Below are 19,308 nucleotides of genomic sequence, written 5' to 3' on the forward strand. Positions count from 1 at the left end.
ACCGGGCCCCCCAGGCCCCCGCCCGCACCGCCGCGCCCGCCCCCACCGCCCCCCAAGAGCGCGGCCCCGCCCTCAACCTCCGCAGCCCCGCCCGCATGGTCGAGCGCGAACTCCTCAAGCTGGCCCTCCAGCGCCCCGACCTGGTCGCCCCCACCTTCGACGCCTACGGTGCCGACGAGTTCACCGCGCCCCCGTATGCCGTGGTCCGCCAGTGCATCCAGGAGGCCGGCGGAGTCTCCGCCGCGGACGCCGACTACACCGCCCGCGTCATGGACGCCGCCCCCGACAACACCATCCGCTCCCTGATCACCGAGCTGTCCGTCGAGCGGCTGCTCACCCGCCGCGAGCCCGATCCGGCCTACGCCGGCGAGCAGTTGGTGCGCGTCCGCGTCGCCGCCGTCGACGCCCGGATCGCCAGCCTGGAGGGCGCCGCCCGCCGCTGCGAGTTCCAGGGCGACCACGAGGGCGCCGCCGCCGTCCACAAGGAAGTCTGGGTCCTCCAGCAGTACGGCCAGTCCCTCCGCGAGCGCGGCGCCGCCGCCCTCTGACCCCACCCTCACCCCCGCCCCCGGCCGCCGCCTGGTCCGGACCGCACCACCCACCCCAGGAACCCCGCCGCCCTCCACCGGCACCTCCGGGTAGCCATTCGGTCACGGACCGGACTCAAAAAGTGCTCGCACGCCCCTCGTGGCGGACATGTGTCGTACTCCACACTGAGGAGCGGTGCCGTAAGTCCCCCGGAGCGCGGCACATCCGCCCCTGCGCGCCGCCGTACGGGACGTGAGCCCCCGCGCAGCCGGCTCGTGCCGTGGGGCGGACCCGGCGGCCCGGCCGCCGCCGCCCCGGTCCTCGTGCCGCCCAGCCGCGATCATCTGGAGGTCGCCCCCGTGCAGACCCGGACCCTCCCCGCCGCACCTCCCGGCGGCGCACCGGCCGCCCCACCCGATGCCGGCCTGCCGGCCGTTCCGGTCACGGTCCCGCAGCAGGCCGACCCCCCGGCCGCCGAACTCCTCGCCGCGGAACACCCCCCGGAGCCCCCGGACACCATCGACACCGCGGACACCACCGACACCACCGACGCTGCGGACGCCCCGGACACCACCGACGCCCCCGACCCCGCACCTCGCGCCGACACCGGCGGCCCCTCCTCCGACCTCTTCCGCCAGTACCTCCGCGAGATCGGCCGGATACCGCTGCTCACCGCCGCCGAGGAGGTCGACCTGGCCCGCCGCGTCGAGGCCGGCCTCTTCGCCGAGGAGAAACTCACCCGCACCCCCGACCTCGACTCCCAACTCGCCCACGACCTCGACACGTTGGTCGTCCGGGGCCGGATCGCCAAACGCCGCCTGATCGAGTCCAACCTCCGCCTGGTCGTCTCCGTCGCCAAGCGCTACGTCGGCCGCGGCCTGACCATGCTCGACCTCGTTCAGGAGGGCAACCTCGGCCTGATCCGCGCCGTCGAGAAGTTCGACTACGCCCGCGGCTACAAGTTCTCCACCTACGCGACCTGGTGGATCCGCCAGGCCATGTCCCGCGCCCTCGCCGACCAGGCCCGCACCATCCGCGTCCCCGTCCACGTCGTCGAACTCATCAACCGCGTCGTCCGCGTCCAGCGCCGCATGCTCCAGGAACGCGGCCACGAACCCACCCCCGAGGACGTCGCCGCCCAGCTCGGCCTCACCCCCGAACGCGTCACCGAGGTCCTGCGCCTGGCCCAGGAACCGGTCTCCCTGCACGCCCCCGTAGGCGAGGAGGACGACGTGGCCCTCGGCGACCTCATCGAGGACGGCGACGCCGCCTCACCCGTCGAATCCGCCGCGTTCCTGCTGCTCCGCGAACACCTCGACGCGGTCCTCTCCACCCTCGGCGAACGCGAACGCAAGGTCGTCCAGCTCCGCTACGGCCTCGCCGACGGCCGCCCCCGCACCCTGGAGGAGATCGGCCGGATCTTCGGCGTCACCCGCGAACGCATCCGCCAGATCGAGTCCAAGACCCTCGGCAAACTCCGCGACCACGCCTTCGCCGACCAGCTCCGCGGCTACCTCGACTGACCCGCGGGCGGCGCCGCCCGCCGCTCACCCCTCCCGCTGGAACGCCCCCGGATGGGCCTCGTCCCGCACCGCCGTGTACTGCTGCCGCACCGCCTGCCACACCGGCAGCTCCTCGCCCGGCTCGAAGACCTGGCTCGCCGCGGCCGGCCACCGCGGCGGCTCCGGATACCCCGCACCGCCCTCGCTGCCGGCGTGCGCCACCTGCCACGCCCACGCCGCCTGCCGGGCCGCGCCCAGCGCCGCGTACGCGGCCGGCTGCGGCACCACGACCTGCGCCCCGAACAGCCCCGGCGCGGCCGCCTGCACCGCGCCCAGCTCCGCCGCCGCACCCAGCAGGAACACCCGGCGCACCGCCACCCCGCGGCCCCGCAGCACATCCAGCGCGTCCGCGAGCCCGCACAGCATGCCCTCCACGGCCGCCCGCGCCAGATGCTCCGGCTTCATGCTCTCCCGCCGCATCCCGTGCAACGACCCGGCGGTGTGCGGCAGATACGGCGTCCGCTCGCCCTCCAGATACGGCAGCAGCACCATCCCGTACGCACCCGGCGACGAGGCGAGCGCCAGCTCGGACAGCCCCGCCAGATCCGTCCCCAGCATCTCCGCCGTACCGCGCAGCACCCGCACCGCGTTGGTGGTGTGCACCACCGGCAGATGCCGCCCGGTCGCGTCCGCGAACGACGTGATCGTCCCCGTGGGGTCCGCCAGCGCCTCCTCGTGGATGGCGAACACCGACCCCGAGGCGCCCAGCGACACCACCGCGTCGCCCACCCCGACCCCCAGCCCGAAGGCGGCGGCCATCGTCTCGCCCGTCCCCGCCGAGATCAGCAGCCCCTCCGGCGTGAAACCCGCCGTCCCCGCCGGGCCCAGCACCTCCGGCAGCCGCACCTGGTGCCCCAGCGCCAGCTCCACCAGATCCGGCCGGTACGCGCCGGTCGCCGTCGACCAGTAGCCGGTCGCCGACGCCCCGCCCCGGTCCGTGGTCCGCCGCGCCGGCCGGCCCAGCAGCTGCCAGGCCAGCCAGTCGTGCGGCGTCATTACCTCCGCGATCCGGGCCGCGTTCGCCGGCTCCGTACGCGCCAGCCACCGCATCTTGGTCACCGGGTGCTGCGCCTGCGGCACCGCGCCGATCGCCTGCGCCCAGGCCGCCCGCCCGCCCAGCGCGTCCACCAGGTCCGCCGCCGCGCTCTGCGCCCGCCGGTCGTTGCCGACCAGCGCCGGCCGCACCGGATTCCCCTCGGCGTCCAGCGCCACCAGCCCGTGCTGCTGCGCGGCCACCCCGATGGCCTGGACGCCCTCCAGGAGCCCGTTCCCCGCGGCCTCGCCCAGTGACATCAACCACGCCTGCGGATCGGCCTCGGGCCCCTTCTCCACAGGGTGCGGCGCATACCCCTGCCTGATGACGGCACCCGTGTCCGCATCGCAGACGACGATCCGTGTGCTCTCGGACGAACTGTCCAACCCGGCGACTATCCCCATGGCCCCAGATGATGCCCCATGGGACCCATGGGGAAAGAGTCAGGGTTTGCCCACCGCGCCCCGGACCCGGGTCCCGCCTCAGGTGTTGCTGGTGCCCCAGTCGTCCTCGTCGGCCGCCCGCTGCTCCCGCAGCGACCGCACCCGCTCCGCCACCGGGCCCGGCAACCGGTCCCCGACCTTGTCCGACACCGCCGCGAACGCCTTCGACGCGGCCTGCCGCCCGCCCAGCGCGGCCGCCTCCGCACTGTTGCGGACCGCCGGGTTCTGCGCGATCCGCTGCGCACCCTTGCGGAGCTGCTCGTACCGCTCCCGCCCGGCCCGGCTGCCGAGCACGTATCCCACCGCCAGTCCCGCGACGAACGTGAGCCGGTAGCGCATCGCTCCACCTTTCCCTTGCCGCTCGATCCCGTCCGGTGCCGGCCGGCACCGGACGCCGGGCTGGGCACCTGCCCGCCGGTACCGGGGCCACCCGCGGTGGCCTCCCGGGATACCGATTGGCGGAGCACCCCCCTGCTTGCGCTAATGTATGTGTCGCAGCGAGCGCACGCCGTCCGGAGCCCCGGACAGCGATGCATTCGAGGCAAGCAGAGCAATCCCCTGTAGCTCAATTGGCAGAGCAGCCGGCTGTTAACCGGCAGGTTACTGGTTCGAGTCCAGTCGGGGGAGCTCAATCCCCTGTAGCTCAATTGGCAGAGCATTCGGCTGTTAACCGGAGGGTTACTGGTTCGAGTCCAGTCGGGGGAGCAGAAGGAACGAGGACCCCGGAAGGGGTCCTTTTTCTTGTGTCCGGGAACCGAATCCCCGGTGATCGAAGTCCTCTTGGGCGTGCAAGGTCGCCCGACGGCAGCCCGCACGGGCAGCAGATCGTATGAGCGGCTATGCTGCGGCAGACGGCGCGCACAAATGTGCGCGACGCGCCGTGAGGGGCGGTAGCTCAGCCGGTTAGAGCAGCGGACTCATAATCCGTCGGCCGTGGGTTCGAGTCCCACCCGCCCCACCACGGCAGGTCAGCGCACAAACGATCTGACCAGCCGAAACACGGCAGCAGGGCCGCCACCTACGGGTGGCGGCCCTCGTCGTTTCGGCCCCCGAAAAGGGGCCATGGGCGGGACGAGGCCAGGCAGGGCCATATGGGGGTCGCGACGGGTCCGGAAGCGGCGTTGGTGGTGTCGTCCCGTGAGGAGCCGCCGGCGCGGTGCGGGAACTGGTCGCCGGGGGAACGGAGTTGCGCGGCCCGTTCGCCTCCTGCGCGGGAAGTGAGGCGCAGGGGCGGGGCGACGGCCGCCCCGGACCGGCCCGCGGGGCGGGTGGGAATCAGTTCCAGAGGCGGTCGAGGGTGAGTTGCAGGGTGTGCAGGCCGTCGGGGCCGCTGAGGGTCAGGCGGCCGGTGGGGGAGAGCGTCAGCGCGTTGCAGCGGTACAGCAGCGGCAGGGTGCGGACGGTCCCGCTGGTGAGGTGCCAGAGGTGCAGCTCGGCGTCGTTCCAGGCGGCGGCCAGGAGCGGGCCGGTGGGGGTGTCGGCGGCGGCGAGGGCCGTGACGAGGGCCGGGCGCTGCTCCATGGGGCCCGCCATCGGTTCCCCGGACGTCTCCCACAGGCGGATCGAGCCGTCGAGGGCGGCGCTGAAGACGAGGGTGAGGTCGTCGTCGGGCAGCCGCAGGCAGGTGACGGCGGTGACGGGGGCGTGGTGCAGGCGGTGGGAGTGCGGCAGGGGCTGGTAGGCGGTCAGGGACCACACGTGGACGGCTCCGCCGGCGTCGCCGACGACGGCCGTCGGAGAGCGGCCGTCGGCGCCGAGCGCGGTGGGCCGGGAGGGCGCGGCGTCGAGCGCCGCGGCGCCGTGGTGGGCCGCGATGTGCCCCAGTACGGCGCTCGCCGGGCCTTCCTCGTCGGGGGTGAGGGGGAAGAGCGGCCCGCTGCCGTCGAACAGCAGCACCGTCTCCGGATCGGCGGCGGCGAGGCCGAAGGGGCGCAGCCCCGCGGGGGCGGGCACGACGCCGGTGCGTTCGCCGGTGCCCGCGTCGTGGCGGTGCAGCCGGCCCAGGGCGTCCGCGACGAGCAGGGTGCCGTCCTGCCGCGGGAGGTGGCAGTGGGCGGCCGCCGGGACGTCGTGGTGCGCCCAGACCGCGGTCCACAGGTGCCGTTCGGCCAGCGGGCGCACGTATTCGGTGAGGGTGGGGCTGGTGGCCAGGGCGGCCGCGTGCAGGACGGCGGCGCGGGCGAGGTCGTCGTCCGCGGAACCGGACAGGTGGGGCGCGGCGCGGTCCCAGATGGCGCGCAGGCCCGCGGGGGCGACGGTGGCCGGATCGTGGAGTGCCGCGGTGATGGCCGTGGCGGGTCCGTAGAGGAGGAAGCCGGGGTCGGCGAGCAGGGAGCCGGCCGCGGTGCCGCCGTCCTCGGTGGCGAGGGTGGCGTCGAGGATGTGCTCGCGGGCGGCCGGCGGCGCCTCGTCCCACCGCGCCCGGCCGTCGGCGGTGCGCGGGACGGCGGCGAACAGGGACGCGGCGTCCGCGTCCGGGGCCTTTGCGGACGCGGCGGGCGGCGGCGCGGCGTCGGGCCAGGGGGCCTCGCCGAGGTCGATGACGTGGGGGTCCGCGTCGTCGAGGAGGGCGGTGGTGCCGGTCTCCGCGACGGCGCGCACGTGCGGGAGACCCAGGAGCGGGACGAGGAGCTCGTCGACGAGCGTGCCGGGGTCCGCCGGGGCGTGGCCGGCCGGGCCGCGGCCGGCCAGATGCAGGTCGGGCAGGAGGAGCAGCAGCGGCCGGGCGTCGGCGGCGACACGGTCCAGGAGGCGGTGCGGGGGCAGCGGGCCGTAGCCGAGCTGGCGGCCCAGCTCCCAGGCGACGGAGTCGGCGATGAGCCCGGCGGCGGGGACCGTGGCGTGGACGGTGGTCCGCTGGTCGGCGCCCGCCCCGGCGAGGAACCAGGCGAGCAGATGGCTCTTGCCGCCGGCCCGGCCGCCGCGGACCACACAGAGCCGCGGCAGCTCGCCGTCGGCCGCGGCGGCCCAGTCGAGCAGGGCCCGGCCGGCCGCCGCGTGGCGGTCGTCCAGCGCCGGCCAGGCCGCCGTCTCGGGCGCCGGCTCGGGGTGTGCGGTGGTCGTCATCGGCGGTTCTCCCCCTGCCGCTGTCACTGCTGGGCGGCCGCCTCGCGGAGGAGGCGGATCCCCTCTGCCCGGGACTCGGCGCTCTCGCCGTAGGGGAAGTTGTGGGTCAGCTCGGCGTCCGGGAACATCCGGGCCAGCCACAGCGAGCAGTAGTGGCCGGGCAGGAAGCACGCCTCCAGCTCCGTGTGGATCCGCGTCACCTGGGACGGCTCGACGCCCGCCCCGCGCAGCGCGGACCACAGGCCCTCCTCGGGGTGCAGCGCGATGCCCCCGGAACGCGTCACCACCTGCTTCTCGCCGTCGTCGCCGACGTACTCGAAGGCCGCGTACCACTCCGTGCCCGCGGTGTCCCGGATGTCGTCGAGGACCAGCGGCCACCAGCTCTCCCGGTCGGCGAAGGCCGCCGGGTCCGTGGCGCGCAACTGCCGCTCCGCCGCGGCGAACGCCTCCGCGGCGGTCTCCGGCCGGTCGGTGCCGAGGATGACGCGCAGCGCCCGGTCCAGTTCGAGCAGGGACTGGGCGAACTGCTCGGGCGAGGAGTTCACGAACCTGGGCGGCTCCTGGTAGCCGAGCAGTACCGCCCGCACCTCGCCCCCGGGGGCGGCGCAGAGCTCGTAGCCGCTGTCGCTGCCCAGGCGCGCCCACTGCCGCTGCTCCTCGCGCGCCACCGCCGTCCCGAAGGACTCCGCATAGGCGCCCAGCAAGACGGGATCGTCGGGGGAGGTGGAGAAATAGGGGCCGACCGTCCAGGGGACGGCGACCTGCATCAGCCGGCGGACGCTCTCCGGGGCCGTGAACGGATCGCCGGCCGCCTCCGGTCCGAACTTCCGCAGTTCACCCTCGGGCACTGTCATGGACGACTCCGCCTAACCCACCGTCTCGTACACGTCTGAGAGGACACCGTCCCACGTCGGAACGGGCGCGGCGTCCTCGGCCTCCCAGTCGGCCTCCTCCGACCAGACGGGCTCCACCCCTTCGAACGGCAGCGGATCGGCGTTCCGCATGCGCTCCCGGAGGGACTCCGCCAGCGCCTCGGGGTCGGGAAGGTCCTCCGACACCGTGGCGTCGTAGCCGGGGCGTTCGAGTTCGAGGAGATAGAGGAAATAGAGGAAGGAGTCCAGGCTCTGATTCAGCGGACGGGACGTGAACTCCCCGTCCGGCAGGGCGTGGACGGCACCGGAGACCGGGTCCAGCACCACCACGTCGTAGTGGATCTCGCCCAGCACCAGCCACTCCGACCAGCCCTCAGGCATGTCGTGGTACTCGGAGAAATGGCTGAGTTGCGCGCACCGGCGGAATCGGTCGGGGGTTTCCCCGGCGAAGAGGCCGCCGTCGAGCACGAAAAAGGAACTCCGGTCGTCCGGCAGGCCCGTGGCGGTCAGCAGTGCACGCGTCGCCGCATCGATTTCCGCCGGCAGCTTCTCTTCCGCCAGCGTGACGAGCTTTTCCGCAGGGAATACCGACTCCATCAATGACCGGTCGGTGAGCTGGGGCATGTTCTGTCCTGTAGGTAAGGTGCGGGAATCCGGTGATCTTATCGGAGGCGACTTATCCGCGTCAATCGCTACTTCTTGCGCCGGTTAATGCCGTTGAGATACTTTTCCATTTCGTCGTTGCCCTTCTTCTTGGACTCCGCGGTGTCGCCGTACTCGACGGTGTGCGAAACCTTGACGTCGTCCGGGAGATGGTGCGACATCCAGGCACTGCAGTCTCTGGTGCCGGGCCCGGTGGTACAGGGCTCCCGCTCGGTATAAAGCTCCGACATGCCATGCGACTTCCCGGAGTCCAGAAACGGTATGCCGACCTGGCGTTCCGAGTGCATTCCCGGCCATTTACTGCGGCCGACGAGTATGAATTCATCGTCGGCGCCGCGTTCGCCGTACCGCGCCGCGGCGTAGTTCCGGCTGGAGAATTTTCCCTTGCTGACCCGCCCGTAATCTCCCTGTTTACTGCCCGCGCCGGTGTTGGCGTGCCGCGCCAGCTGGGTGGCCTGCGACAGGTCCGTACTGCCGAACGCGACCTGCTGGGAAGGTTTCCGCTTGCGCTCCTCCGCCGGCGGCAGCGGATATTTGCCGGCCTCCCGCCGCGGGACATGGTCGTCGCTCAGAAGTCCTATCGGAGTGAGCCGCTTCCGGTCCTCGGCGGTGAGGTCCTTGTGCCCTTCCGTGGTGAGGCGGGTGACCTTCCCCTTGTCGCCGACGTTGTACATCGGCGCATTGCCGTGCGAATTCTTGCCGATGTTCTTGAGGTCGGCCGCGATACCGTCGTCGTTCTCACGGTGGTTGAGCTTCATCTTCTTGACGCCGTTGACCATCTTGTCGTCGAGATGGTCGGCCGTCCGCTTGACGCCGTTCTCCAGCCCCTCCAGCGTCTTGTCGATCATCGGGGCGGCGGCGTTGGCAATGGCGTCCTTGCCGCGGGTCCGGCCGTGATGGCTCCTGGCCCGCCCGAGCTTGCCGCCGGCCCCGCTGCGGAAGGTGCCGCCGGCGCTCTGCAGGCCGGTGACCACACTGTCGTGGGCGTCCGGATCGAAGGTGAAGCTGCCGCTCCCGCCGCCGCCCCCGCCTTCACCACCGGCGCTGAGCAGCTGCATCGAACTGGCCGCGGACTTCCCGGCCTCCTTGCCGGCCTGGGCCGCGTGACCGACGTCGATGCCCTTCTGCATGCCGAGGGCGTTGGCCCCCACCTGGACCACCAGGTCGCCGACCATCGCCCCGAGCGCCTCCTCGATCGGCGACAGCGCCATGCTGACGACCTGCTCGACGACCTGCTCGCAGACCTCCTTGATGATCTTTTTCACGGCGATCCGGGTCGCCTGCGTACCTGCCAGCGCGCCCACTTCCGAGAGGCCGAACGTGAACGGCGCCGCAGCCTGGGCCGCGATCACCTCCGCGGCCAGGATGGCGAGTTGCGCGATGGCCGCGATCTTGGCGCCCTCGACGAGGGCGGCGACGGCGTCCATGGCGGTCCCCGCCATACGCCCGCACTCCGCGAGCCCCTTCAGATGCTTGCCGTTGACCTTGCCCCAGTGGGCGTTGAGGGCCGCCACCCCCAGCGAACCCCCCGCCGTGCCCACCAGGCTCTCGATCACCTGATGCGCTTGGTTGGCGCCGTGTTCGATGTCGTCCGCGAACCCCCGCAAGGAGTCCGCCATCGCGCGATAGTCGTCCTCGTCCACATTCGGCCACGAGACACCGATGATGTCGAGTATCTCGTCGGCCCAACCCGGAAGTACCACGCCCACGCGAACACGCCCCTAACTGCCGTTCCCACTCGCCGGATCGAGCAGTTCCCCACCGGTTCGTAACGTTGGTAAAGCTCGTATGGGGAGACGCTCTCAGGAAGTTGACGGTTCCTCAAAGAGAGTGGCAAAGGCGGTGGAGATCGTTCCGCTTCCGTGGTGAACGGGGCACCGGGCGGGCCCTGGCCGGGGGGTCCCCGGCCCCCGCCCAGGGCGTTCCGATGGGGCGGGTCGGGGTCGGACAGCCCTATCAGGACCTATCAGCCCTTATCGGGACCTAGATGACCGGCGGGCGCCCCAGTCGCGTCATCCGCCACACCGTGCTCCAGCGCATCGGCCGACGCCGCCCGCACGGCGTCCGCACCCCCTCCGCGAAACCCGCCGCCCAGGCCCGCAGGCCCGCTGCCGAGCGACTGCGGGCCGCCGTCAGCGCCGCCCACACACCCAGATAGACCGGCACCAGCACCGCCGGCAGATGGCGCTTGGCCAGCCAGACGCGGTTCCGGGCGACCATCCGGTGGTACACCGCGTGCCGGGTCGGCGAGGTGTACGGGTGCTGCAGCACCAGCTCCGGCGCATAACGGATGTGCCAGCCGTCGTCCAGCGCCCGCCACGCCAGATCGGTCTCCTCATGGGCGTAGAAGAACTCGTCCGGCCAGCCGCCGACCCGGTCCAGCATCGGCACCGACAGCGCGTGCCCGCCCCCCAGGAACGTGGTGACCAGCCCGCCCCGCTGCGGATCGCCGACCCGCAGCCGCGGGACGTGGCGGCGCTGGGTACGGCCCCGCTCGTCGGCGATGCGAAAGCTGACGATGCCCAGCTTCGGGTCGGCGGCGTACAGCTCCGCGAGCCGGCTGAAGACGTCCGTGCTGATCAGCAGCCCGTCGTCGTCCAGATCGACCACCACGTCCAGATCACCGAGCTTGCGCAGCTCGTCCAGGGCGACGTTCCGGCCACCGGAGACCCCCAGGTTCTCGCTCAGCGACACACCCGTGACGCCGTCGGGCAGCGGAGGCAGCGGCGAGCCGTTGCCGACGACCACGATGTGCGTCGCGGGGAGATCCTGCTTCGCCACCGAATCCAGCAGCTCCTGGAGCTCGGCGGGGCGGTTTCCCATGGTCAAGATGGCGACGCCTACGCGCAGCTGACGCACAGATGAACACTCCGTTCTTGGCGGTCTCTTCAGCGATGCTAGCCGCCGCCACAGACCACCGTGCGCCACGACGCAGACGCTGCGACATCCCGACGGAACCTGATGGGGGCCATCGGTGAACGGGACTTGGACCCCCGGGGCTTGGGTGACATCGGCGGGCCGCCGTCACCCCGGCCCGGCCGCCGCGGTCAGCCCTGCGGGGCGTCGGCGCCGGCCAGGACGCTCGGCCGGGCGGCGAAGACCCGTTCCGGACTGAACCGCTCCTGATAGCCGTCGGCCAGCGCGCGCAGCGCCGCCGCCCCGTCGCCGTGGTACGACGACCCGTGCATCACCGCCAGCGTCCTGGGCGAGAGCCGGGCCAGCGACCGCAGGGTCTCCACCGCCGCCGTCAGACACGACGTCTGGCGGAACATCTCCTCCGCCTCCAGTGCCGGACCGACCAGATCGCGGTCGGTCACCGGAGGCCCGTTGCCCAGGTGGGTGAAGAGATCCCCGCACAGCAGCGTGCCGGTCGTTTCCTCGAACAGTACCCGCGCCTCCCAATTGTGCGGCACGTGTGGGGTGTTGAGGTGCATCACCCGGCGCCGCAGCAGCGCCTTGCCACCCAGGTCGAGCGTCTCACCGTGCGCCAACGGGCGCGGCGGCCGGTCGGCGAGATCGTTGAGCGAGACCAGGCACCCCTGGAGCCCGTGGGCCACCTCGGCGCGCGGGGCCGCGGCCAGGAACGCGTTCATCGCCCCGCACTCGTCGGCCTCCACATGCCCGAACGCCAGCCAGCGCAACTCCGTCACCGGCACCACCCGGCCCACCGCCTCCGAGACCGCGGGGAACAGATGCCGCATGCCCGTATGGAAGAGCAGCGGCTCCTCCGCATCGATGAGGAACTGGTTGAACGTGAAGCCGGCCGGCGCGGCAACTTCGGGAACGTAGGTGGAGATCCGGTAGATCCCGTCGGCGATCTCATCGACGCGCGTCTCCATGGGGCCGACGCCTCCTTCGGCCTGTTGGATGGGCTCCCTGTCCATCCCTGTTCATGCCTTTTTGTCCCTGCTCGTCCCTGTCCATCGTAGGGCGGGTGGGGAGGTGGGGCGCGGTAGTTGGGGCTGCCGGTCTCGCTCGGTCGCTCCTAGTTGCTCCCGGGAGTGGCCTCGGCATCCGGGAGCCTGTATCCCGGAGTGACCTCTGTATCCCGGAGTGATCTGCGCCACGGCATGTCTAGGACGGCGGGGTGTGGGCAGGGGAGCCCGACGGCTCGGTCCGCTCGGCCTGCTCGGTTCGCTCGGTCCGCGGAATTGCGGAATACCGTGCGGTTTGATCCTGTTACGGAAGCTGTGAGGGCGCAGTACGTCGGGACCGGCCGAACCCCACCGCACAGCAGAAGCCGCCGGGCGGAAACCCGTCGGGCGGAAACCAACTACACACCACACACGACAGTCGCCCCGCAGGCCGAAGCGTCAACACGGCGCGGCCTCGATGACCCGGAAGCAGGGAAGCGCGTATGAGCACCGTGGAGCTCACCAAGGACAACTTCGACGAGATCGTCTCCGGCAACGATTTCGTCCTGATCGACTTCTGGGCCGAATGGTGCGGCCCCTGCAAGCAGTTCGGGCCGGTCTTCGAGCGGTCGGCCGAGAAGCACGGCGACCTGGTGTTCGCCAAGGTCAACACCGAGAAGGAGCCCGAACTCGCCGCCGCCTTCGACATCAGCTCCATCCCCACCCTGATGATCGTCCGGCAGAACATCGCGGTGTTCGCCCAGCCCGGCGCGCTCCCCGAGGCCGCCCTGGAGGACGTCATCGGCCAGGCCCGCGCCCTGGACATGGACGAGGTCCGCGCCTCGGTCGCCGAGGCCCAGGCCCAGGAGGCGCAGGGCGGCAGCGGAGAGCGGGCGCAGGGCGAGTGAACGGGTGGCACGAGCAGAGCGCGCGGCACGGGCTGGCTGAGCGGCACGAGCGGGGCGGGCGAAGCGAGTTCTGTGCGCTCCCGGGGCTCACGGGGCTCGTGGAGTTCCCGGAGCGCGCGGTATGAGTGAGCTGCTGCTGGTCCGGCACGGCGAGACCGAGTGGAGCCGCGACGGCCGGCACACCAGCTGGACCGACCTCCCCCTCACCGACAACGGCGAGGAACAGGCCCGCGCACTCCGGCCGCTGCTGTCGGCGCGGAAGATCGCGCGGGTCTACGCCAGCCCGATGACGCGCGCCCTGCGCACCGCCGGACTCGCCGGGCTCCCCTCCCCGCACATCCTCGATGACCTGCGGGAATGGGACTACGGCGGGGACGAGGGCATCACCACCGCCGAGATCCACCGCAGCAGACCCGGCTGGTACCTCTTCGACGACGGTGTGGCACCGGGGCCGGCCGACCACCCCGGGGAGTCGCCCGAGGAGGTCGGGGCGCGCGCCGACCGCGTACTCGCGCTGATCGCGCCCCACCTGGAGGTCGACGAGGGCGACGTGGTGCTGGTGGCGCACGCGCACTTCCTGCGTGTCCTGACCGCCCGCCGCCTGGGTCTCCCGCCTGCCGCGGGCGGCCTGTTCACCTTCGGCACCGGCACCGTCGGCGTGCTGGGGACGGAGCACGAGCGGCCGGCGGTGGTGGCCTGGAACACGCGGAGTCTGTAGGCGGGTTCTGCCGGAGGGCGGGGGCGTTCCGACGTCGTCGTCCCGGGCGTCGTAGTTGCGGACGTCGTCGTCCCGGCCGTTCCGATGTCGGGCTACGGGTCCGCCGGTCTGCGGGTCCGCCGGTCTACGGGGCCATCGGGTCCAGGTGCAGGGGCTGCACCTTGCCCTCGATCATGGCGCCCAGCCCCTGCACCGCGCAGGTGCTGGGCTGGTCCGCGATGTGCACCGGCATCGACGTGGCCTCGTGGATCATCGGCTCCAGGCCCGGGATCAGCGCGCTGCCGCCCGCCAGCATGACGCCCCGTTCACCGAGGTCCGCCACGAGGTCCGGCGGGCAGCGGCGCAGCACCGCACTGATGCCGTCGAGAATCGCCGTCAGCGGGGTGATGATGGCCCGCCGCACCCGCTCGGTGTCCACATGTACCGACCGCGCGAGCCCGCTGACCACATCCCGGCCGTGTACTTCCGTGGAGCCGGGCGTCAGCTCGCCGTCCCCGGACAGCATCAGGTGCAGCGGCCGGACGGACTGGTTCGGCAGCATCAGCTCGTGGTGCAGCCGAAGGTGCTGGATCACCGCGTGGTCGATGGCGTTGCCACCCACCGGGACGGTCTCGGCGGCCACGATCGAGCCGAGCGAGAGCACCGCGACCTGCGTGGTGCCCGCGCCGCACACCACGATCATGGTCGCCTCCGGCTGCTCCACCGGCAGCCCGCACCCGACGGCCGCGGCGACCAGTGTGTCCACCAGCTCGACCCGCCGGGCGCCCAGCCCGGTCAGCGTCTCCACGGCGGCCCGCTGCGCCAGCGGCTCACTCCCGTACGGGAGGCACACCGCGGCCCGCATCGAGGGGCGCCGTCGCCACGTCTTGCGCAACTTGTCGCCGACCAGGTGGCGCAGCAGGCGCTGGGCCAGGTCGATGTCCACGACCGTCCCGTTGGAGACCGGCCGGACCACGCGGATGTAGTCCGGCGTGCGGCCGTCCATCACCTCGGCCTGAGCCCCCACGGCCAGCATCGACCCGGTGCGGGTGTTGACCGCGGCGACGGTCGGTTCGTCGACGACCAGCCCCTGGTTCTTGACGTAGACCCTGGTCCGGGCCGCGCCGAGGTCGACGGCGGCCGAGCAGCGTCGCAGTTGGGCGAGGCTGATGGTCATGGCGGATTCCTCCCCGATGGGCCGGTGCGAACGTCGCCGGCGGGCCGGTACTGGGCACGAGCACCCGCACGTGAGCGCTCGTGCGCCATCCTCCGGGCCCGCACCGGGCCCCGCCCGCTGAGCGCGTCCGCCCGGGGGACGGGGGCGGGAGAGGCGCGCCGTTGGGGTGAGGGGAGGGGCGGTGGCAGATGTCGGTGTGAGGGGCGAGGGGGAGGGGCGAGGAGGGAGGGAGGACGCCTGGCTGAGGTTACGTCCGTCCAACCCAGTGGGGTGTGTGGCAGGCCAAGGGGCAAGGGGCGGGGGGAGTGGAGCTGACTGGGCGACATAGGACGCTGGACGGCTGCGGGCTGACGTCTGGTCAGCACTGCGGTCCGGGCGGGGGGTGGGGCTCGTCGAGACGCCGGCCCATCGGGGCAGGTTCGGACTGTCCGGCCGGTTCGGGCTGGGGTGGCGATTCGTCCTCCGCTTACTCCACCCTCCCCGCTCCCTCTACTCCTTCCGTCCCCTCCGCCCGTCGCTGGTAGAGGCCCCAGGTGAACTCCGCGACGACGTCCTGTCGTGCACCGTCCGGTCCCGGGGCGGTGATGGCCAGGCGCCAGCGGGTGGGGGCGCTGCCCTCCATCGGGCGGGCCGGCGGGAAGGCGCGGGCGACCTCGTCGACCGTGCAGGACCACGGGACGAGATCGGCGGTCGTACGGAGTTCCGGGGCGGGGGCGCCGGGGGCCCGTACGAGCCAGGCGTTCCAGACGCCGCCACCGGGTGCGGTGAGCGCCTCGAACCGCAGATCCGGCCAGAGCGGGACCGGCCAGGTCAGCGCCTCGCAGGTCAGGTCGCCGATGCGGCGGGTGGTGACGGACTCGGGCGTGCCGAGCAGCGCGCGGTACGGCTGGAGGCCGGTGCGTGCCCGAGGGCTGTGCATCCGGGCCTGCCAGCGGCGGTTGGCCTCGCGCATCTGCGCGCGGGTGACGCCTAGTCGGCGGAGCGCGTCCTCGACACGAGCCGGTTCGTGGTCGGCCATCCGGCGCAGCAGCATGAGTTGGAACGCGAGGGGCCCTGGCAGGTCGGAGGGGGTGCCGGAGCCGGCGGGCGGGGGATTGTCAGTGGCGGGGTTCATGATGGACATGGTCGTTGATGGCGGCCGTGGAGCGCGCGGAGGCGGCGGCGGGTGCGGCGTGTGCGGGTCCCGGGCGGACGCCGTCGGGAAGGAAGAGCACAGAGTTGACGTAACGGCGGTGCGGGGCGAGGGAGCGGCGTAACAGACCCTGTTCGGCGACGAAGGAGGTACGGGACTGATGGGCGGGCAGATCGAAGTCGGCCAGCGGCAGCCAGCGGTCGCGTGGCAGGACCCAACCGCGATATCCGCGGGCGGCCGTCCACTCCAGGACGGGCCCGAGCGGCTGGATGCGTGCCTCCAACTCCACGAAGAGGGCGGGGCGTTCGCGCTCGATGGTGCGTGCCGCGCCGCGTAGCACCGGCAGTTCGGCGCCGTCTACGTCGATCTTGATGAGGGTGACGGCGCTGAGACGCAGCGCGTCCAGGGGGAGACAGGGGACGTCCAGGGTGGCGGCATGCACATCACGGCGTACGAGTGAGGAGACCCCGCGGTCGCCGCGGCCGCCCGCGGGCAGCCAGAGCGTGGCGCAGCCGGTGTGGTCGGTGGCCGCGACGGAGACGACATCGACGTGGGCCGGGGTGACCGAGTCGAGCAGTCGGGCCAGGTGGGGGACGGGCTCGATCGTGACGACGTGGTCCGCGCGGCGCGCCAGGCGCCGGGTCCACGGGCCGTACCACCCTCCGACATCGACGGCCGTACCGCCCGCCGGGCAGAAGTCGTGCAGCCGCCCCAGCTCCGGTTCGAACCGCGGATAGAGCCCGGCCGCCAACGCCGACACCAGCCGCCCCGGCAGCCACCGCCCCACCCGCGCCGCCAACGTCACGACCCCGCCCCCGGTTCCACCACCGGTTCCTTCTCTCCCCCCTCCGCCCCCACCCTCTCCCTGACGTCCGTACTCTTGCTGATATCCCTGCTGTCGCCGCTGTCGCCGATCTCCCTGCTCTCGCGCACCGCTCGCTCGTGCTCGGCTTCCGAGACCTGCTCCCCGGAAGACGGCAGCAACTGCGGAATCCCGTCGAGGATCGGATAACGCCGACGCAGCCGCGGGTTGTAGAGGGCTTCCTCAGACGCCAGCAGCACCAACGGCCCCTTGTCGATCGGGCACGCGAGAATCCTCAACAGCGCATCATCAGCCTTCACGACCCACTCCCTCCACTCCCTCCGCACGCTCCACGCGCGATTCCACCCCGCTGCGCGACTCCACCGCGGTCAATTCCAAGCTCAACGTCACCTTCGAATCCCACTTCGACCGCCTCTTCTTCAACCGCCTCATCGCCAACTCAACCTCTCCATCTGCCTCCATCTGCCTGTTCGCCTCACCGTGCTCGTCATCGTTCGACCTCGCCATTGATCAATCCCTTCGTTGTCGGTCTCACATCCGGCCTCATGTGGCCTGCGCGGACGGGTGGTTGGCGGCTGTGGCTTTTCGGGTTCGGTTGACGGGTGCTGCGATCGGCCACGGGGACCCCGGACGGCGGGCCGTGATCCTGACGGGGCGGGTGCGCCGATGTGGGTGCGGGCGGGGCCTCGTGGCGCGGCAGGGCCAGGAGGACCGTCAGGGCCACGGCCGTGCCGCCCAGGCGCAGGGCCAGCCGCAACGGGTCGCCGGGCAGTGGTTCGCCGAACGCGACGGTGCCGCAGGCCACGGTGAAGACGCAGGTCACCGTGGTGCAGACAGGAACGATCACCGAGGCTCGGCAGCGCTGCAGGGCGGTCTGGGACAGGACCAGGCCGGCGGCCCCGGTGAAGAGGAGCAGATAGGGGTAGGGCGAGCGGAGCAGCGCCGCCGCGGCGGCCGGGACGTCGTGGAAGTCCAGCAGGCCGGAGACGCCCTTGATGGCCAGTGAGCTGACGCCGTAGAGGAGCCCGACGGCCACTCCGTAGGAGACGCCGGCGGTCGGCAGGCGGTGGCGGCGCCGGGCGCGCAGCTCGGCCGAGCGGTAGAGCAGCATGCCCGCGGCCAAGGACGGCACGGCGAGCGCGAGAAGTGTCGCGGGTGGCGCGGTGCGGGCGATGGCCCGGGCGTCCTCGTGCCGGAGGGAGGCGACGACCAGCGCGAGCGCCAACAGGATCGCGGCGATGCTCTGCCGCTCCCGGCCGCTGGTTCGCTCGCCCAGCACCACCGAGGACATGAGGAGGAGCAGGACCAGGCCCGAGATGAAGATGCCCTGGGCGGCGGCTATGGGAAGTGTGCGATAGACGGCGAGTTGGGCGGCGAAGCCCGCGGCCAGAGCGAGTGAGCCGCCGAGCCACAGGGGGCTGCGCAGGAGATGGCGTATGAGCCGGGCGGGGTGGCGGGTGCTGAGGGTGGGGAGGGCGGCGAGGGCGCGCTTCTCCAGGACGAAGCCGGTGCTGTACAGGACGTTGGCGAGCAGTGCGGACGCCACGCCCCACCAGAGCATCGGCCTGCCTCCTCTCGGGCTTGCCTCGGTCTCGGGCTTGTCTCGGTCTTGGTCTCGCTTGGTCTCGGTCTCGGTCGGTGGTTGGGGTTCGTCGGGCTGCGATTCTCGGCTCTACGCGCCTGGTTGGGCTGTGCGGGCCGTGCACTCGTGGGGCGTTTGGGCGTGTGGGGCTGGGGTGGGCCGGGGGCGGGGAGCCTTGCGGGGGCCTCCTTCCTTGCTGTTTCGGCAACGATTACGGAGGGTGGTTTTGTTCCCGACTCCGTTACGGAGTGTGGTTGTTGGGGCGGGGGCGGGCGTGGGCGAGGAGGATGGAGGACAGGGACGGGGCGTGGCAGGCGGCGCGGTCCAGGGGGCGTAGGGGGCGGGGGACGTCGTGGTACGGGGCGCCGGTGATGCGGATGACGTCGAAGCCGGACGCGGTGAGGAAGGCGCGGAGCGCGCGGGCGGTGTAGAGGCGTAGGTGACCGACGACCTGGGTGCCGGGGCGGCCGTGGATGCCGCGGAGGCTGACCTCCGAGAAGACGGGCTGGATCCCGGCGAGCAGGAGGCCGCGGTTGTACCAGGCGGCGAGGTTCGGGGTGGAGAGCAGCAGGTGGCCGTCCGGGCGGAGGACGCGGCGGAGTTCGTCGAGGGCGGCGTCGGGGTCGACGAGGTGCTCGATGACCTCGCTGAAGAGGATGGCGTCGGCCGCGCCGGTCGCGAACGGGAGGCCGCCGTCGGTGAGTTCGCCGCGGACGACGTGTCCGATGTGGGCGGCGGCGCGGCGGAGGGCGTCCTGGGACCAGTCGACGCCGATGACGCGGTGGCCCGTGAGGAAGTTCGCGGCGGTGGCTGCGGCGGTGCCGTCGCCGCAGCCGATGTCCAGGATGGTGGCGGGTGGGGCGTCCGCGTGTACGGGGCCGAGGGCGCGGGCCAGGAGCCGGGCCTGTCGTCGGCTGCGGCCGTCGCCGGATGCGACGGGCACGGTGGGGTTCTCGTAGAAGTTTCGG

General features: G+C 72.4%; 16 protein-coding genes, 3 tRNA genes and 2 pseudogenes. 7 read left to right on the forward strand and 14 right to left on the reverse strand.

Features of this window, described 5'->3' with window-relative positions; translation table 11 throughout:
* A pseudogene (locus tag B073_RS42080) lies at nt 1–548 on the forward strand (DNA primase); the annotation flags it as partial.
* 255 nt (nt 549–803) lie between these two features.
* The gene (locus B073_RS0133870) at nt 804–2,051 is read left to right on the forward strand and encodes an RNA polymerase sigma factor (RefSeq protein WP_018542518.1); all 1,248 of its coding nucleotides are present in this window, start codon (nt 804–806) and stop codon (nt 2,049–2,051) included.
* A gap of 24 nt (nt 2,052–2,075) precedes the next feature.
* Here the strand turns inward: B073_RS0133870 and B073_RS0133875 are convergent, their stop codons facing one another.
* A complete protein-coding gene (locus tag B073_RS0133875; protein ID WP_026247982.1) occupies nt 2,076–3,527 on the reverse strand; it encodes an FGGY family carbohydrate kinase in 1,452 nt (483 codons plus the stop codon).
* A 78-nt stretch (nt 3,528–3,605) separates the two neighbouring features.
* On the reverse strand, nt 3,606–3,905 hold the full coding sequence (locus B073_RS0133880) for a hypothetical protein (protein WP_018542520.1): 300 nt from the start codon (nt 3,903–3,905) through the stop codon (nt 3,606–3,608).
* Between the two features lie 215 nt (nt 3,906–4,120).
* Here B073_RS0133880 and B073_RS0133885 point away from each other — a divergent pair.
* The 3 genes from B073_RS0133885 to B073_RS0133900 all read left to right on the forward strand — a co-directional run bounded on the left by B073_RS0133885 (nt 4,121) and on the right by B073_RS0133900 (nt 4,527).
* Nucleotides 4,121–4,193 (forward strand) — tRNA-Asn (locus B073_RS0133885).
* Between the two features lie 5 nt (nt 4,194–4,198).
* Nucleotides 4,199–4,271 (forward strand) — tRNA-Asn (locus B073_RS0133890).
* A 179-nt stretch (nt 4,272–4,450) separates the two neighbouring features.
* A tRNA-Ile gene (locus tag B073_RS0133900) sits at nt 4,451–4,527 on the forward strand.
* Nucleotides 4,528–4,841: 314 nt separating this feature from the next.
* Here the strand turns inward: B073_RS0133900 and B073_RS0133905 are convergent.
* The 6 genes from B073_RS0133905 to B073_RS0133930 all read right to left on the reverse strand — a co-directional run bounded on the left by B073_RS0133905 (nt 4,842) and on the right by B073_RS0133930 (nt 12,006).
* Nucleotides 4,842–6,632, reverse strand: coding sequence for a hypothetical protein (locus tag B073_RS0133905; RefSeq protein ID WP_026247983.1), 1,791 nt, complete (start codon nt 6,630–6,632; stop codon nt 4,842–4,844).
* 23 nt (nt 6,633–6,655) lie between these two features.
* The gene (locus tag B073_RS0133910; protein WP_026247984.1) at nt 6,656–7,486 is read right to left on the reverse strand and encodes a nucleic acid/nucleotide deaminase domain-containing protein; all 831 of its coding nucleotides are present in this window, start codon (nt 7,484–7,486) and stop codon (nt 6,656–6,658) included.
* Nucleotides 7,487–7,498: 12 nt separating this feature from the next.
* A complete protein-coding gene (locus B073_RS0133915) occupies nt 7,499–8,128 on the reverse strand; it encodes an SUKH-4 family immunity protein (RefSeq protein ID WP_018542521.1) in 630 nt (209 codons plus the stop codon).
* Between the two features lie 68 nt (nt 8,129–8,196).
* Nucleotides 8,197–9,876, reverse strand: coding sequence for a nucleic acid/nucleotide deaminase domain-containing protein (locus B073_RS43120; protein ID WP_051094344.1), 1,680 nt, complete (start codon nt 9,874–9,876; stop codon nt 8,197–8,199).
* A gap of 274 nt (nt 9,877–10,150) precedes the next feature.
* Complete coding sequence (locus tag B073_RS0133925; protein ID WP_018542522.1) at nt 10,151–11,026, reverse strand: glycosyltransferase family 2 protein; 876 nt, start codon at nt 11,024–11,026, stop codon at nt 10,151–10,153.
* A 188-nt stretch (nt 11,027–11,214) separates the two neighbouring features.
* A complete protein-coding gene (locus B073_RS0133930) occupies nt 11,215–12,006 on the reverse strand; it encodes a hypothetical protein (protein ID WP_018542523.1) in 792 nt (263 codons plus the stop codon).
* Nucleotides 12,007–12,524: 518 nt separating this feature from the next.
* Between B073_RS0133930 and trxA the strand changes: the two genes are divergently transcribed.
* Nucleotides 12,525–12,929, forward strand: a complete 405-nt coding sequence (trxA, locus tag B073_RS0133935) for a thioredoxin (protein ID WP_018542524.1) — start codon at nt 12,525–12,527, stop codon at nt 12,927–12,929.
* 121 nt (nt 12,930–13,050) lie between these two features.
* Complete coding sequence (locus B073_RS0133945; RefSeq protein ID WP_018542526.1) at nt 13,051–13,647, forward strand: histidine phosphatase family protein; 597 nt, start codon at nt 13,051–13,053, stop codon at nt 13,645–13,647.
* A 124-nt stretch (nt 13,648–13,771) separates the two neighbouring features.
* Here B073_RS0133945 and B073_RS0133950 read toward each other — a convergent pair whose 3' ends face one another.
* The 6 genes and pseudogenes from B073_RS0133950 to B073_RS0133980 all read right to left on the reverse strand — a co-directional run.
* Nucleotides 13,772–14,803: a rod shape-determining protein gene (locus tag B073_RS0133950; RefSeq protein ID WP_018542527.1), complete on the reverse strand. Its 1,032-nt coding sequence runs from the start codon at nt 14,801–14,803 to the stop codon at nt 13,772–13,774.
* 466 nt (nt 14,804–15,269) lie between these two features.
* Nucleotides 15,270–15,917 carry a hypothetical protein gene (locus B073_RS0133955; RefSeq protein ID WP_018542528.1) on the reverse strand — a complete coding sequence of 216 codons (648 nt, stop codon included), beginning with the start codon at nt 15,915–15,917 and terminating at the stop codon, nt 15,270–15,272.
* The gene (locus B073_RS0133960) at nt 15,901–16,740 is read right to left on the reverse strand and encodes an FkbM family methyltransferase (RefSeq protein WP_018542529.1); all 840 of its coding nucleotides are present in this window, start codon (nt 16,738–16,740) and stop codon (nt 15,901–15,903) included. The genes B073_RS0133955 and B073_RS0133960 overlap by 17 nt, the downstream gene beginning before the upstream one ends.
* Nucleotides 16,741–16,862: 122 nt before the next feature.
* Nucleotides 16,863–17,057 (reverse strand): annotated as a pseudogene (locus B073_RS48485) (Trm112 family protein); the annotation flags it as partial.
* A 188-nt stretch (nt 17,058–17,245) separates the two neighbouring features.
* Nucleotides 17,246–18,319 carry a DMT family transporter gene (locus tag B073_RS0133975; protein ID WP_018542532.1) on the reverse strand — a complete coding sequence of 358 codons (1,074 nt, stop codon included), beginning with the start codon at nt 18,317–18,319 and terminating at the stop codon, nt 17,246–17,248.
* 262 nt (nt 18,320–18,581) lie between these two features.
* Nucleotides 18,582–19,308, reverse strand: a 727-nt coding sequence (locus tag B073_RS0133980; protein ID WP_018542533.1) for a class I SAM-dependent methyltransferase, incomplete at its 5' end; no start/stop codon positions are given.

It is taken from the genome of Streptomyces sp. MspMP-M5 (assembly GCF_000373585.1).
Classification (GTDB): Bacteria; Actinomycetota; Actinomycetes; order Streptomycetales; family Streptomycetaceae; genus Streptomyces.